This is a genomic window from Massilia agri (assembly GCF_024753255.1).
In the GTDB taxonomy this organism is placed as follows: domain Bacteria; phylum Pseudomonadota; class Gammaproteobacteria; order Burkholderiales; family Burkholderiaceae_D; genus Telluria; species Telluria agri.
Genome location: NZ_JANUHA010000009.1, coordinates 122899 through 136771 on the forward strand (window position 1 = coordinate 122899; position 13873 = coordinate 136771).

The 13873-nt window shown below is 67.8% G+C and carries 15 protein-coding genes; 1 reads left to right on the forward strand and 14 read right to left on the reverse strand.

Annotation, left to right across the window (positions count from 1 at the left end):
• Nucleotides 1-31 precede the first annotated feature (31 nt).
• Nucleotides 32-1333 carry a hypothetical protein gene (locus tag NX780_RS14280; RefSeq protein WP_258828537.1) on the reverse strand — a complete coding sequence of 434 codons (1302 nt, stop codon included), beginning with the start codon at nt 1331-1333 and terminating at the stop codon, nt 32-34.
• Nucleotides 1334-1401: 68 nt separating this feature from the next.
• Nucleotides 1402-2436 (reverse strand): hypothetical protein, encoded by a 1035-nt coding sequence (locus NX780_RS14285; protein WP_258828538.1) that lies wholly within the window; start codon nt 2434-2436, stop codon nt 1402-1404.
• 96 nt (nt 2437-2532) lie between these two features.
• Between NX780_RS14285 and NX780_RS25325 the strand changes: the two genes are divergently transcribed.
• The gene (locus NX780_RS25325; RefSeq protein ID WP_258828539.1) at nt 2533-3642 is read left to right on the forward strand and encodes a helix-turn-helix transcriptional regulator; all 1110 of its coding nucleotides are present in this window, start codon (nt 2533-2535) and stop codon (nt 3640-3642) included.
• A gap of 39 nt (nt 3643-3681) precedes the next feature.
• Here the strand turns inward: NX780_RS25325 and NX780_RS14295 are convergent, their stop codons facing one another.
• The 12 genes from NX780_RS14295 to NX780_RS14350 all read right to left on the reverse strand — a co-directional run bounded on the left by NX780_RS14295 (nt 3682) and on the right by NX780_RS14350 (nt 13643).
• Nucleotides 3682-4341, reverse strand: a complete 660-nt coding sequence (locus NX780_RS14295) for a type II secretion system protein (RefSeq protein WP_258828540.1) — start codon at nt 4339-4341, stop codon at nt 3682-3684.
• The gene (locus NX780_RS14300) at nt 4328-4711 is read right to left on the reverse strand and encodes a type II secretion system protein (RefSeq protein WP_258828541.1); all 384 of its coding nucleotides are present in this window, start codon (nt 4709-4711) and stop codon (nt 4328-4330) included. Before NX780_RS14300 ends, NX780_RS14295 begins: the two co-directional genes overlap by 14 nt.
• Nucleotides 4712-4713: 2 nt before the next feature.
• Nucleotides 4714-5220, reverse strand: a complete 507-nt coding sequence (locus tag NX780_RS14305) for a type II secretion system protein (RefSeq protein ID WP_258828542.1) — start codon at nt 5218-5220, stop codon at nt 4714-4716.
• A gap of 2 nt (nt 5221-5222) precedes the next feature.
• Nucleotides 5223-7211 (reverse strand): secretin GspD/PilQ domain-containing protein, encoded by a 1989-nt coding sequence (locus tag NX780_RS14310; RefSeq protein WP_258828543.1) that lies wholly within the window; start codon nt 7209-7211, stop codon nt 5223-5225.
• The gene (locus NX780_RS14315) at nt 7211-7750 is read right to left on the reverse strand and encodes a hypothetical protein (RefSeq protein WP_258828544.1); all 540 of its coding nucleotides are present in this window, start codon (nt 7748-7750) and stop codon (nt 7211-7213) included. Before NX780_RS14315 ends, NX780_RS14310 begins: the two co-directional genes overlap by 1 nt.
• A complete protein-coding gene (locus tag NX780_RS14320; protein WP_258828545.1) occupies nt 7747-8322 on the reverse strand; it encodes a hypothetical protein in 576 nt (191 codons plus the stop codon). The genes NX780_RS14315 and NX780_RS14320 overlap by 4 nt, the downstream gene beginning before the upstream one ends.
• The gene (locus tag NX780_RS14325) at nt 8319-8867 is read right to left on the reverse strand and encodes a PilN domain-containing protein (protein ID WP_258828546.1); all 549 of its coding nucleotides are present in this window, start codon (nt 8865-8867) and stop codon (nt 8319-8321) included. Before NX780_RS14325 ends, NX780_RS14320 begins: the two co-directional genes overlap by 4 nt.
• A gap of 1 nt (nt 8868) precedes the next feature.
• The gene (locus NX780_RS14330) at nt 8869-9693 is read right to left on the reverse strand and encodes a hypothetical protein (protein ID WP_258828547.1); all 825 of its coding nucleotides are present in this window, start codon (nt 9691-9693) and stop codon (nt 8869-8871) included.
• Nucleotides 9686-11383 carry a GspE/PulE family protein gene (locus tag NX780_RS14335; protein WP_258828548.1) on the reverse strand — a complete coding sequence of 566 codons (1698 nt, stop codon included), beginning with the start codon at nt 11381-11383 and terminating at the stop codon, nt 9686-9688. The genes NX780_RS14330 and NX780_RS14335 overlap by 8 nt, the downstream gene beginning before the upstream one ends.
• Entirely contained in the window at nt 11380-12573 is a 1194-nt protein-coding gene (locus tag NX780_RS14340; RefSeq protein ID WP_258828549.1) for a type II secretion system F family protein, read from the reverse strand. Before NX780_RS14340 ends, NX780_RS14335 begins: the two co-directional genes overlap by 4 nt.
• A gap of 63 nt (nt 12574-12636) precedes the next feature.
• Nucleotides 12637-13068, reverse strand: a complete 432-nt coding sequence (gene gspG / locus NX780_RS14345) for a type II secretion system major pseudopilin GspG (RefSeq protein ID WP_258828550.1) — start codon at nt 13066-13068, stop codon at nt 12637-12639.
• Between the two features lie 158 nt (nt 13069-13226).
• Nucleotides 13227-13643 (reverse strand): hypothetical protein, encoded by a 417-nt coding sequence (locus tag NX780_RS14350; protein ID WP_258828551.1) that lies wholly within the window; start codon nt 13641-13643, stop codon nt 13227-13229.
• Nucleotides 13644-13873 lie beyond the last annotated feature (230 nt).

Genomic DNA, 13873 nt, shown 5'->3' on the forward strand with positions numbered 1-13873 from the left:
TTGCACTATCCCCGTGCCGGCTCGCCTGCGTTCAGAGAAAACGCAGGCGAATCGGGTAAGCGCCAGTGATGGCTTCCGCGCAGCCTTCGGCAACCAGGATCGGCGCCAGCACGGATGCCAGCCTGCGCGGCTTGGCCGGGTAGTGTTGATTGATCCAGTAGCCAAGCGTATCGGATGCGACATCGCCGGTCATGTTGGCGCCGAGGCCAGCCTCCTCGCCTGACGGAAAGTCGTTCAACAACTCCTGCAGGAAGTCGCTGTCGAACGCAAACTGGGTCTCGCTCCAGACGCCCGAGAACCCAATGTGCAGGTTGCCCGCGTAGCTGATGTTTGCTGTCTTGCCATTCAGCGTGCTGATCGCGGTATGCGGCAAGCCCGCATGATCGCGCCTGAGCCTTGCTGCGCCCTCCCGCCGGATCTGCATGCGCTGCTTCTCGCCGGTGACGGCACCCGGCGCATTCTCCTTCAGGCAGCCGACGTCGTAGCCGATCATGAACAGGCTTGCTTCGAACGCATGCATGCGGTCCTCTGCGGCCTCGCCCGCAAACAGCCCGGGCGCCTTTTCCGTCACCGCGGCCATCAGCCAGCCAAGCCGGATCTTTGCGCTGCACCATTCGATGGCCGTCGTGGTGGCCAAGGCGGGCGCGTACGACAGGACACCGGGGCTCTGGGCATCAGCGAACAGGCTGTGCACGGAGCGGTCCGACGGTATTGCCGGAAAGGCCAGTCTGGATGACAGCGGTTCGGCTGTCTTGCCCTGCAAGCGGCGCCACAGCTCGACGAGTGCGGCAATCGCCGCCGCGACCCGCGAGTCGTAGATCGGCAATCCGTCGTGCGATGCGAGCGCGTGGACCTTGGTCAGCATGGAATTCATCTTCGCTGCCTGCGGCCTGCCGCCGTCGATAATGGCGGCGTCGAGCGCGAACGCGCGGCTTGACGTGTCCAGGTATTCCGCCAGCTTTCCCTCTGCATGCAGCGCCTTCAGAAACGGCATGGCGCCTTTCGCGTCGTTACGGTTGCCGCCCCAGGCGAGGATCCGGCGGCAGGCGTCCAGCACTTCGTCATCGTTGCGTCTGGCAATCGCCCGCTTCAAGGCATCGCCCAGCTCGCGCAGATAGTCCCGCGTTTCCTGCCAGTTGCCCGTTTCGCTGCCCTTCGTACGCCAGCGGTAATGCTCCAGCAAATCGAGCCCGGCTACGTCGCTGCGAAGGCCGCCTCGGACAAAGCGTGACGGTTTGATGTTCAGCCGGATCGACAGACTACCGTAGTGTTTGGCCAGCCAGTCCGTGAATGCGGCGACGTCGGACGATGCGATGAATACATTTCTGTTCATATTACGATAACTTTCTTCAAGGAAACTATGGCCGAATTATAGCGATCCGGGTCAACCGCGCATATCGGTCAGGAATAACGCCAGCGCTCCTCGTCAAACCTGGCGCCCGGGGGCACGAAACCTGCGTTGATCAATGCGTGAAACAGGAGAGCCTTGAGCTCATCCGCACTGGCTGCCGTGTACTCCCTGTTATGACACGGTTGCGCGGGAATAAAGCGTGGCAATGCGTCTTCCGTGATGTGGACGCTCACGTGGATGATCAGCCCGGGTGTCCCGTCCAAGGGGCGGATCCCGCGCGTGCCGATTGTCGCGAACCTGTGGTCGCGGCTGACGTACACGGCCAGACCATCCGGCAGATCCGCAACAAGCTCGTGCACCTCGTTCAGTGTTCTCTCGCTGTAGAAAAACCCCATGGACGCAGGGCCGGGCGTCGAACGCGGATGCAGCAAGGCGCCTACCGACGGGCAGCGCTGGACGAAACACGTGCCGAGCGCGGCATACACCTGGTTCAAGGCCACCTGCACCTGGCGGATTGTTCGGCTGTACAAGGTGCGCGCGTACGCCGATGCCAGCTCGAACTGCTGTTCGACAGGAACCGCGTCTGCGCGCCACTGCGCCGGATGTGGGTCGATCGGCAGAACGGTGCGCGCCAGCGTGCGCCCATCCGGCGCGATGCAACCTGACCGGTAGTGCCGCTGCAAGCCGCGGTACCAGTCGCCCTCCGGAGAGAAATGGCGGTCCACGATTTGCACCAGGGCCGGGTTGGCGGGGATGACGAGCCGCTCGCGCACGACCTCTGCAAGGAGCGCCGCGATCGCGCGCACGTGTCCATCGACGCCGGCAAGGCACGCGTTCGCGGCCGCGATCCGCTCCGCGTCGACCATGTCATCGGTGTCGATGAATCCGCGCGCGAAATGCCCGGCCAGCCGGTTGACTTCACGGCAAAGCCCATCGACTTCAAGGTAGACGCGGTAATACACGGGCCAGTGCCGGACGGTCACCTGCGGCCCGGCGAACATGCCGAATACCAGGTTGCCCAGCTCCGCCAGTTCGCGCAACAGGTGTAGAGCGCCCGTCGGCTGTCCGGTCGTCGTTTGCTTCAATGTGTCCTCCTTTCGCGTATCCGATCCCGGAGGCTTGTCGCCCGGGACCGGTATCGATATAGTGCGACGGATTAGCGACAAAATAGGTCGGAAACCGTGCCCAGAGATACCACCGAACGACAGCTGGCCCGCAGGCTGGCAATCATCGACCTGTTGCCGGTCCTGCCCGATCACGGTATCGGACAGGGGGCGACCGTTGACCAGCTCATGACCAGGCTGGGTGACGCCTTCGCGGTGGACAGGCGCACATTCGAACGCGACCTGCAGGACCTCGCTGATCCGAAGGGTGCGTGGCGCCAACGGTTCGGCCTCGTCGTAGAGTCCCGTCTCAGCGCGAGCGACCGCAGGATCAACGAATGGTTCACGACCGCGCACAGCAAGATCCCGCTGTTCAAATCCGTAAGCGCCGTCGACGCCTTGGTGGCCAGCTTCGCCCGCCAGGAATTGGGCCCGTTCCTGCCGCGTGAGGCACGTCTGGCGCTGGACGAGCAGGTCGCGACGATCGAAAGGAAACAGAAGCATCTGCACCTGACCGATGCGCATCGGCAAGTCGTCGCTTACCAGGACAAGATCCGCCGCCTCCCGGACGGACGGCCGATGGCGCCTGGCAAGGTGGCGCCGGCCCATCTGCAGACCGTCAACGACGCCTTGATGAAGAACCTGATGCTGAGGCTCGTCTATCGTGCGGCGAAGTCCGGGACGAACAGGACGCATTGCGTGTATCCCGTCGGCCTCGTGATCCATGATCGCACGCTGCGTCTGCTGGCTGTCGACAAGCCCGAGGTCTCCCTGGATCCATCGGCGATGAAGGTCAAGAGTTTCCACCTGCATCGTGTGCGGGAAGTGGCCCTCGGCGATCCGGTGGCGCGCAACGCCAGGCTGCCTACCTTGGACGAGGCGCTTGCGGGCGGCGCACTGGCAATGTGGTCGAAGGGCCGCATCACCCTGCACCTGCGCTTCGCCGGCGGAGAAGATGCGGACGTCTTCGCGCGCACTCTGGAAGAGATGCCCTTGTCCGACGACCAGACCATCTTCCTCAATGCGGCCGGACAGCAGGAATTGATGGCCACCGTCAGCAATACGTCGGCGCTGCGTCGTATGTTGCAAAGCATGGCCCGCGAGGTCAAGGTGCTGGGGCCGGACGACCTGAGACAGGAGATGTGCGTCTTCCTGGCGGAGGCGCTCGCCTTACAGCAGGGCAATTAACGACCTGCTGCCGATGGTTGCATCACAACGGTATTGCAGCTAGCGGCCGGAATCCTGCGACTGGCCGGGCGGCTCCTGGGGTTCCTCCGGCGGCTCTTCCGGGGGCGCCGCCGGCTCTTCCGGCGGCGGCTCGTCCTGCGGCGGCTCGGGGTCCAGCGTCGTGGGCGGCTGGGGTGGCGGCGGCGTGGCCGGGCGGCCGGGCGCATTTGTCTGGACCCTCACCGGCACTCCGGTTTCCTGCGCCATGAACTTCCACTCCGACAGGTAGTCGCGGTTCTCGAAGCCCGAGAACCGCGCGTCGAAGTTCGCCTGCTTCAGCGGCGTCGCCTGCGACAGGCTGTGCACGCCGAGGATGGGGCCGCTCTCCCCTGCCCGCACCAGGCCCCACTCGGCCTTGCCGGTGACCGGATCGATGAAGATCTTGCGCAGGTGGCGGCGCGGGTTCGGGAAGCGCTTGTCGCGCAACAGCTCTTCCAGGGTGAGCGGCGCCCGTGGCTGGCCGCGCGGGGTGGCTTTCGCATAGCTGTCGAGGGCCGCGCTGAACTGCGCGCCCGTTTCCAGCAGCTCCTTTTCCAGCTGGGCCCGCCGCAGCAGGGCCTCGACCTTCAAGGTGGCCGCGCCCACCAGGCCGATGATGAAGACGAAGACGATCAGCCCGAGGTAGGTGAAGCCGCCCTGGTGCGCTTTACCACTCCGCATAGGGCTGCCCCTTGCGGTCGTTGCCGGGCGCGCTGCTCCGCACATTGCCGACCATGCCCTGCTCGCCTTCCGGCGGCGGCTCGATGATCCAGCCGTCGCGCGATTCGAGGATCGGGTCCATCGGCAGCTCGCGCAGGTACTTCTTTTCCACCAGCTGCTCGAGCGATTCCGGATAGCGTCCGGTATCGGAGTGGAACTGGTCGATGATGGCGCGGGTATTCCTCAGGTTCTCCTGCAGGATGGTCTCTTTACTGCTGTCGATGCTGGGGAAGAAGCGCGGCACGGCGAGCGTGAGCAGCAGGGCCACGATGCCCAGCACCACCAGCAGTTCGATCAAGGTGAAGGCGCGCAGGCGCCTGAGCATCGTCATCGTCACCACCGTCTGTAGGGAATGCCGTTCATGCCGGCTTTTTCGGACATCGAATAGACGTCGTAGACATCCTCGCCCTCCTTCGGCTCGTCCGGTTCGCTCGCGTAGCTGCGCTTGCCCCAGGTGTCGGCGTCCGGCGTCTCCGGATCCGTATGAAACGGGTCGCGCGGCAGGCGCCGCATGAAATAGATCTTCGCTTCCTTCGGGCTGCGCATGTCGCGCACGCCCTCGACCAGCATCTCCAGGCGCGGCGGATAGCCGGTCGCCCCTGCCGCCTTCGCCACGCGGCCCTCGTCGCTCGCCTTTTTAAACGCGTCGATGCCGGCGCGGATCTCGCGCAGCGAGCGGCGCAGCTCGGCCTCGTCGCGGCGCTGGGACGTGATCTGGGCCACCGGCACCACCATGGTTCCCAGCAGGGCCAGGATCGCCAGGGTGACCAGCAGCTCGATGAGGGTGAAGCCGCGCCGCTTCATGCGCTTCGTGCGCTTCGTGCGCTTCGTGCGCTTCATGTTTACTGGGTCGAAGGCGGTGGCGTGGGCACCGGCGTCACCTGGATGACCGGCTGCTGTGCGCCCGGTGGGACGGACTGCGGCGAGCCGCTCGGCGGCGCGGACGGCAGCTGCGACGGCGGCACCGAGAACGGACGCTCGGTCGCCGGCGCCGGCGCGGCTGCGCCATTGGCCGGGGCCGGGCGCCCTGCGCTGGTGCTGGTAAGCGGCAGTTGCACGGGCGCGCGCGCCGTGCTGTCCGGACGGCGGCGGAAGCTGGCCTCGGTGCCGGCGCCGAACTCCGAGGCGCTGGCCGCCGGACGCTGCACCGTGCGCACCAGGTGCGGGGTGATCGACAGCACGATCTCGGTACGATCCGTCTGGTCGCGGGTGCTGCCGAACAGGCGGCCCAGCACCGGCAGGTCGCCGAAGCCCGGCACCTTGCTGCCGCTCGAGCGGTCTTCGTTGCTGATCAGGCCCGCCAGCACCTGGTTCTCGCCATCCTTCAGCTGCAGCAAGGTGGTCGCCGAGCGGGTGCCGATGCGGTAGGCCACGCTGCCCGAGCGGGTCGTCACCGCTTCGCCCAGGGTGCTCACTTCCAGGGAGATGCGGATGCCGACTTCGTTGTTCAGGTAGATGGTCGGCTCGACGTTCAGGGTCAGGCCCACGTCCACGTAGTTCGGCGTCTCGGAAGCGAAGCCGCCCACACCCGAGGACACGGTGGCCGAGATGTTCGGGATCTTCTCGCCGATCACGACCTTTGCCTTTTCCTTGTTGCGCACCCGGATGCGGGGATTGGCCAGGGTGTTGGAATCGCCGTCGGCCTTGTTGGCGTTGACCGTGGCGACCGCGCCGTCGACCATGACGTTGTTCTGGTTCAGGTTGCGCAACTGGCTGATGGTGACCGGCTCGCCGTCCAGTCCCGCCAGCGGCGCGAAGGACAGCGCGCGCGGCCAGGCGATGCCGAGGTCCATGATGCTGCTGCGTTTGATTTCCAGCACCTCGACCTCGAGCATGACCTCCGGTTCCGGCACGTCCTGCAGGGCCACCAGCTGGGTCGCCACCTTCACCGCTTCCGGACTGTCGCGCAGGATCACGAGGTTGAGTTTTTCGTCGACCACCACGTCGCGCGCCTTCAGGATGGTCTTGAAGGTGTTGGCGATGTTCTTGGCTTCGGCATTGGCCAGGAAGAAGGTCTTGACCGTCATCTCCTGGTATTCCTTGAGCTTGGCCGGCACGTTCGGATAGATCAGGATGGTGTTGCCGTCCATGACCTGGCGCTCGAGCTGGTTGGTCATCAGGAGGTAGTAGACCGCCGCCTCGACCGTGCTGTTCTTCAGGAAGATGGAGCTGCGCGCATCGGCCTTGACGTCCTTGTCGAAGATGAAGTTCAGGCCCGAATGGCGCGAGACGATCTCGAAGATCTGCTTGAGCGGCGCATCGCGGAATTCCAGGCTGATCGGCTTGCGGAAGGAGGCCGCGAGCGCTGCCTCGCCGGTGGGCGCCGCGCTTGCCGCGGCATCGACCTCGATCTGCAGCAGGCGCGCCGCCTCGTGGCTGGGGCGCTCGGTGAGGATGGCGGCCAGCTTGTGGCGCGCGATGTCGTATTCCTTGCGCTCGAAGGCCGCGCGCGCGGCGTCCAGCATGCCGGCGTGGCGGCGGTCCGCCTCGACCTGGCGCAGGCCGGCGCGGGCGCGCTCGTTGGCCGGGTCGAAGGCGAGCACGCGGCGCCAGGCCCCCAGCGCCTCCTCGGGCTGGCCGGCCGCCATCGCGTTCTCGGCCTGCAGGATCAGGCGCGTTGCGGCCTTGTCGCGCGCGGCCAGGAAGGCGGTGCGGTATTGCGCATTGCCCGGGTCGGCGGCGACCGCTTCCCGGTACTTGGCCAGGCCGGCCGCGACCTGGTCCTGGGCCAGCAGCGCATTGCCCTCGTGGTAGGCGCGCTGCCCCGCGCAGCTGGCCAGCAGCAGGACCCCGAAGGCCGCGCCCAGGGCGCGAACAGGTATGCGAAGCATCAGTCGAATACTCCAATATTGAGCTGCTGAACCTGGTTCAGCGGCAGGTAGGTCAGGGTCAGCACCGGCGGCTTGATGGCGTCGACCCGGTAGGTGCCTTCGATCACGGCGGCCTCGCGCACGAGGTAGGTCCTGTCGCCGCGCGCCAGGAAGATCTCCCACCTGCCTTCCTGCAGCGACTTGCCGATATAGGTGAAGGGCAGCGGCGGCGCGCTCGGCGGCGGTGGCGGCGGCGCAGGCTGCACCGGCGGCGGTGGCGGCGGCGGCGGGGTCCAGTCCTGGCGCCCGAACACGGCCTTGCCCTCCCCGTCCTGACCGAAGCGGTCGTCGCCGCCGATCAGGGTCTCGCGCGGCAGCAGCCGCAGGATCGCGGGCGCCGTGTCTTTTTTCACATCGGCCCGCGCGCCCGGCGCCGCAGGCGTGATTGCCGCGCGCTCGACCGGCTCGGCCACGGCATCCTCGGGCGTCTTGTCCCCAAAAATCACCAGGCCGGCGGCCAGCACCAGGGCCACGGTCATCGCGATGTGGCGCGGCTTCATTGCGTGCCTCCCGGGCTTGCCGTCGCCGACAGATAGAGGGTGAGGCGCAGGCGCGCCTCGACGTTCTCTTCGCGGATCGCGTCGCGGCGGAAGCTCACGTCGTCCAGCGAGGCGTGCGGCAGCGCGCGCAGGACGTCGAAGGCGAAGGCCCAGATCGCGTCGTAGCGGCCCTTGACCGGCAGGTTGATCTGGTATGTCGTGAAGCCGCCGGCGCGGTCCTGGCTGCTCCGGTACTCGCCCTGGCGCAGCACCAGGGCGTGCCGGTCCGCCAGCGCGAACACCTCCTTCAACTGGCGCTCGACGCCGCGGCGCTGGCCCAGCGCAGCATGGAAGTGTGCGAGGTTCTGGTCGGCGCTCGGGGCCGGGGGCGGCGGTGGCGGCGGGGCCGGGCGGGCGGCCGCGGCGCGCGCGGCCTCGTACTCGTCCGCCACCCGCATGCGCGCAGCGCCCAGCCAGGACAAGAGCACGACGCAGACCAGCAACAGGAGCATGGCGACGGCCAGCACCGGATTCACGCGCGCCACCGCGACGCGCAGGCGCAGCCACAGCGATGCCAGCGAGACCTGCCTCATTGGCCACCCCACTGGGCAATGAGCTGAAAGCGCAGCGGGCGGTTCGGATCCTGCTCGACGATCTCGTGGCGGCTCAGGGTCACGGCGCCGAACCAGCTCTGCTCCTGCATGCGCGCGACGTAGGCCAGCATGTCGTCGGCGTTGCGGCTTTCCGCCGTGATGCGCAGGGTGCGGCGCTTCGCGTCGGGTTCGAGCGCCAGCAGGGCCACGTTGTCCGGGGTCGCGGCGCGCACGGCTTCGTGCAGTTCGCGCCAGGGCAGGTTCAGCTGCATGATGGCTTCGTTGACGGCGCGGGCCTGGGCCTCGGACACCATCACCCTGGGCGTGGCCGCGACCGGCAGCGGCTGCGCCGCGTTCGACCTTGCCGCGAGCGCGGCCTGCAGGGCTTCGAGCTCGGCCTGGTCTTCCTGGTAACGCGAGAAGGTCATCACGGTGGTGAAGCACAGGCAGGCCACCGCGAACAGGAAAACGGCGCTGCGCGGCGGCGTGCGCAGCAGGGTGCGGCGCAGCGAGCGCGGGGCGAAATCGATCTGGACACGCCTCATCTCATGCTCCCGATCCGGTGCGGGCCAGCAGCGCGTGCAGCGGCCAGCCGGGGGCCGCGTCTTCGTCCTCCAGCAGGGTGCAGGCGAACTTCAGGCGTCCGACGGAACTCGCCCAGCTGCGCGGCGCGGGGCCGCTCAGCTGCAGGCGTTCCGGCCTGCCCACGCCCACCCGCAGCGCCTCGCGCGCCACGTGGGCTTCCAGCCATTCGCGGTCGGCGCCGTCCGGAATCACGGCGGTGCGCACGGCGGCGAGCAGCACGCCATCGTAGGCGGCCAGCGACAGCACCCCGCCGTGGACCAGGCCGAACCAGGCGCCGGGCCGGCGCTGGCGCCTGGTGGCGTTCAGGGCCGCGACGAATTGCGGCGCCACCTCGACGAGGTGGAAGCCGTGCTCGCGCGCCAGCGACTCCAGCAGCGCGAGCAGCGCTTCCGGCGCCGCCGCGGCCAGGAAGGGCTGGCTGGCGCTCCAGTCGGCGCTGATGCGCCAAGGTGCGGGCATGGCGCCGAACAGGGACTGGAAACGCAGGGCGGCCGCGGCCTGCAGGTCACCGGGACGGGTGGCGCCGGCCGGCGGCGGCACCTGCCACAGGCGCACCAGCTCGTCGGCCAGCACCACGCTCAGGGGCCAGCGGCGCAAGCCATTCTCCGCGGCAGCTTCCCGCAGCAAGGCGCGCAGGCCGTTTTCGAGCGCGTCGGGGGCGCCCGCCTCCACCGGCTGCACGGCCAGCACCACGCTTGACGCCGACGGCCAGCCGCCGACGCGCAGGAGGGCGAGCCCATCCGGCGCGATGCCGAGGCGCAGCGACTGTCCGAATCTCCTACGCATGCAAGGTCACCCGCTTGATTTCGTCGATGGTGGTGGCGCCGCGCCGCACCAGGTCCAGCGCCGCCAGGCGCAGGCTGCGCGTGCCGTTGGCCTGGGCCGCGGCCTTGATGCGGCGGATCGGCTGCTTGTCGACGATCAGCTCGCGGATCTCGTCGTTGAGCGTGAGGATCTCGGCGATCGAGCGCCGCCCCCGGTAGCCGGTGCCGCGGCAGTCGCCGCAGCCCTTGCCGCGCATGAAGACGTAGTCGCCGACGTCCTCGCGCGCCAGGTGGACCGAGGCGAGCTCAAGCGCGTCCGGCTCGTAGCGCGCGGCGCAGTGCGGGCAGTTCATGCGGATCAGGCGCTGGGCCCAGATGCCGTTCAGGGCCGAGACAAACGCGTAGGGATCGATGCCCATGTGGGTGAAGCGGCCGAACACGTCGAAGACGTTGTTGGCGTGGACCGTGGTCAGGACCAGGTGGCCGGTCAGCGCGGACTGCACCGCGATCTCGGCGGTCTCGCGGTCGCGGATCTCGCCGACCATGATCTTATCGGGGTCGTGGCGCAGGATCGAACGCAGGCCCTTCGCGAAGGTCAGCCCCTTCTTCTCGTTGACCGGGATCTGCAGGATGCCGGGCAGCTGGTACTCGACCGGGTCCTCGATGGTGATGATCTTCTCGCGGCCGTTGTGGATCTCGGTGAGCGCCGCGTACAGGGTCGTGGTCTTGCCCGAGCCCGTCGGCCCCGTCACCAGCAGCATGCCGTAGGCCTCCTGGGCCAGGGTGCGCAGGGTGGCCAGCGACGGCGCATCGAAACCCAGCGCCTCGAGCGTGAGCGCGCCATACGATTCGATCATGGCGCGCTTGTCGAGGATACGGATCACGGCGTCCTCGCCGTGGATGCTGGGCATGATCGAGACACGCAGGTCGATGTCGCGCCCGCCGGACTCGACCCGGAAGCTGCCGTCCTGGGGGATGCGGCGCTCGGCGATGTCGAGTTCGGCCAGCACCTTCAGGCGCGAGATGATGTGCTCGGCCAGCTCGACGCCGCCCACCGTGGCCGCATGGTCGAGCACGCCGTCGACCCGGTACTTCACGGCAAGGCCGGTGGCGGTGCTCTCCAGGTGGATGTCGGAGGCGCCGGCCTTGAGCGCATCGTAGAGGGTCGAGTTGACCAGCTTGACGGCCGGGCTGCCCGCCTCCGAGACCGAGGCGAAGGACAGCACCTGGGCCGACTTGCCGTCGCGCCGCGCATCCCCCGCCCCGCCCACCAGGCTGTCGACCGCGCGCGCCGATTCCTCCTGCTTGGACAGATAGGCCTGGATGTCGGACTGCAGGGCCAGCGACAGCGCGAGCGGATTGCGCGGGGTGGCGCGGGCCTGGGCGCCGAGCCAGGTCTGCAGGTCGAGGTCGAAGGGGTCGGCCAGCACGCCGGAGAGGCGTCCCGCCCCGTCGCGCAGCAGCACGCAGTGGCGCGACATCGCCTGCGCCAGCGGCAGCAGGTCGAAGGCCGGCGCCAGGGCCAGCATGGCGGCCGTCTCCATCACGGGCAGTCCGAAGGGCGCGGCCAGCTCGCGCACGATTTGCCGCGGCTCCTGTCCGGTCAGGCCTTCGAGTTCGGCCACCAGGCCGCGGCGCGATGCCTTGGCCAGCGCGCGGGCGCGGGCCAGCAGGCCGGGGTCGAGCAGATTGTCGGCAGGCTGGGCGCTCACGACATGTCTCCCGCGAGATCGAAGATCGGCATGTACAGCAGCACTACGATGGCGCCCACCACCAGGCCGATGGCCGCCATCAGCAGCGGCTCGAAGGTGCGGGTGAAGCGGTCGATCCAGCGCGTGATCTCGCCGTCGTAGAAGGCGGCCGACTGGGTCAGCATCGGGCCCATGTCGCCGGTGCGCTCGCCCACGCGCAGCATGCGCAGCGAGATCGGCGTGGTCAGGCCGTGGGTCTCGAAGGCGTTCGACAGCGGCTGGCCCGATTCGACGGCGGCGCGCGCGTTCGCCAGGCTTTTGCGCAGGCTGTTCGACACCATGGCCTGCACCGTGTCGATGGCGCTGACGATGGTGATGCCTCCCTCGGTGAGCATGCCGAGGGTGAGGTAGAGGCGCGAGAGCTCGTAGATGCGGGCCCGTTCGCCGATGCCGGGCAGGCGCGCCAGCATGCGCGCCACGCCGCCGGTGCGCAGCAGATGGCGCACCCCGGCCACCGCGCCCGCCAGCAGCGCCAGGGCGCCGAGCAGGATGCCTGTGCCATGGCTGGACGCGAACTGGCCCCAGTCCAGCAGCAGCTGCGACATCCAGGGCAGCGAGCGCCCGGCGCCGTGGTAGACCTCGGCGAATTTCGGCACCACGTAGCCGATCAGGAAGGCGCTCACCGCCCCGCCCACCATGAGCAGGATGACAGGGTAGATCGAGGCGCTGACGATTTTCGAACGCACCGTGTCGATGCGCTGCTGGTAGTCGATGTAGCGGCTCAGCGCGCGCGGCAGGTCGCTGGTGCCTTCGGCGGCGCGCACGATGCCGACATAGAGCGGCGGGAACAGGTCGGGCTGGGCGGCCAGCACGGCGGAGAAGCGCTTGCCTTCGCGCAGGCCGGCCAGCAGGCGTTCGAGCACGCCGCGCGCGCCCGGGCTGGCTTCCTTTTCCAGCAAGGCTTCGAGCCCTTCGACGATGCCGAGGCCCGCATTGAGCAGGGCCAGCAGCTCCTGGCTGAAGAGGACGATGGACAGGCGCCCACCCTTGTTGCCGAAGCCGGCGAAGGGATTGGCCCGCGCCGGTTCGATGCTGCTGACGAACAGCCCGCGCGCCTCGACCTGGCGGCGGGCGTCGAGCGCGTCGGCGGCATCGACCACGATGCTGGAGATCGACATGTCGGGCGCGAGGGTGCGAACGGCGAACTGCATGAAGGCGGGCCCGGGGAAAATCAGGAAATCGGTTCGGACAGGGAAGCGCAGTATGCCGCCGGATTATTGCGAGGAGATGTCGGCATTGTCGCCGCTGCCGCCCGGCTGGCCGTCCTTGCCCAGCGAGATGATCTCGTACTCGCCCTTGCTGCCCGGGGCGCGGTACTGGTAAGGGTGGCCCCAGGGATCCTGCGGGACGCCCTTCTTCAGGTAGGGCCCGTTCCACTTGGCGCCCGCGCTGGGCGGCGCCGTCATGAGGGCGCCCAGGCCCTCTTCGGACGTCGGGTAGCGGCCGACGTCGAGGCGGTAGGTGTCGAGCGACTTGTCGAAGGCTCCGATCTGGGCCTTGGCCACCGTCACCTCGGACTTGCCCAGCTGCGAGAAATACTTGGGGCCGACATAGGCGGCCAGCAGGCCGATGATGACGATCACCACCAGCAGTTCGAGCAGGGTGAAACCCGGCTGGCGGGCGCGCTGTTGTGAAAGGGCTTGCATCCGACCTGCTCCTCGTAACTCTTCCATATTCATTAGTAAGCCTGCAAGAAAGGCTAACACGCCGTCCTGAACGCCGACAAGATTTCTTTACATTGTGCCATCAAGCGCGCGGCCGCCCCTGACGCCGGGGCCGGCCACGAGGCTTGCCTTGACGCCGCTCAGCGCGGCGACGGCGAGGAGGCGCCGAGCTGGCAGGCGCCTGCCGTGCAGACCGCGCCCGGGTCGGGAATATGGCGGCAGGTCGACACCATGCCGCTGGACTGGTTCTGCGCCTGGCGCTCGGCCTTGTGGCGCGCCGCCAGTTCGAGCAGGGACTTTTCGTTGGTACGCATCAATGAATACGGCAGGTATTCCTGTGGGCCGCCGCAGGGGTTGGCGCCGATCGCCACGGTGCGGCACTGGCCGTGCTCGGTACAGGTGGCGTCCGCCGTCATGGCGCGGATCCGGGCCAGGGTGTCGCCGGCCGGCGCGGTCGCCGCACTTCCCGGCGCCTGGACCAGCGCGCGCGCCGGATCCTGGGCCTTGGTGGAGCAGGCGGCGCAGCCGAGAAAGAGGACAAGGATGAGTGTTCGCATGGGCTTCATCTTCCCTTCTCTACCAAATGTGGTCAAGCGAATCACGATATGCACGGCCGTTCGTGACAGAAAGAAAATCTGGTGTTTTTTACGTCGCGGCGGTGCAACGTTCGCTGTTGCTGTGTGTCATCACTTGCCTTGGAGAATTTTTTATTTCATTTGAGCACGCTTGCAGATCTTCGCTCAACTGCACGCAACTTCGCCTAATTGTGTTTCTAAAGCTTAATATT

Bases quoted from the DNA above. Each gene is read 5' to 3' on its own strand.
- NX780_RS14280 (WP_258828537.1), bottom strand. From the start codon at position 1,333: ATGAACAGAAATGTATTCATCGCATCGTCCGACGTCGCCGCATTCACG.
- NX780_RS14295 (WP_258828540.1), bottom strand. From the start codon at position 4,341: ATGCGGAGTGGTAAAGCGCACCAGGGCGGCTTCACCTACCTCGGGCTG.
- NX780_RS14300 (WP_258828541.1), bottom strand. From the start codon at position 4,711: ATGACGATGCTCAGGCGCCTGCGCGCCTTCACCTTGATCGAACTGCTG.
- NX780_RS14305 (WP_258828542.1), bottom strand. From the start codon at position 5,220: ATGAAGCGCACGAAGCGCACGAAGCGCACGAAGCGCATGAAGCGGCGC.
- NX780_RS14310 (WP_258828543.1), bottom strand. From the start codon at position 7,211: ATGCTTCGCATACCTGTTCGCGCCCTGGGCGCGGCCTTCGGGGTCCTG.
- NX780_RS14315 (WP_258828544.1), bottom strand. From the start codon at position 7,750: ATGAAGCCGCGCCACATCGCGATGACCGTGGCCCTGGTGCTGGCCGCC.
- NX780_RS14320 (WP_258828545.1), bottom strand. From the start codon at position 8,322: ATGAGGCAGGTCTCGCTGGCATCGCTGTGGCTGCGCCTGCGCGTCGCG.
- NX780_RS14325 (WP_258828546.1), bottom strand. From the start codon at position 8,867: ATGAGGCGTGTCCAGATCGATTTCGCCCCGCGCTCGCTGCGCCGCACC.
- NX780_RS14330 (WP_258828547.1), bottom strand. From the start codon at position 9,693: ATGCGTAGGAGATTCGGACAGTCGCTGCGCCTCGGCATCGCGCCGGAT.
- NX780_RS14340 (WP_258828549.1), bottom strand. From the start codon at position 12,573: ATGCAGTTCGCCGTTCGCACCCTCGCGCCCGACATGTCGATCTCCAGC.
- gspG (WP_258828550.1), bottom strand. From the start codon at position 13,068: ATGCAAGCCCTTTCACAACAGCGCGCCCGCCAGCCGGGTTTCACCCTG.
- NX780_RS14350 (WP_258828551.1), bottom strand. From the start codon at position 13,643: ATGCGAACACTCATCCTTGTCCTCTTTCTCGGCTGCGCCGCCTGCTCC.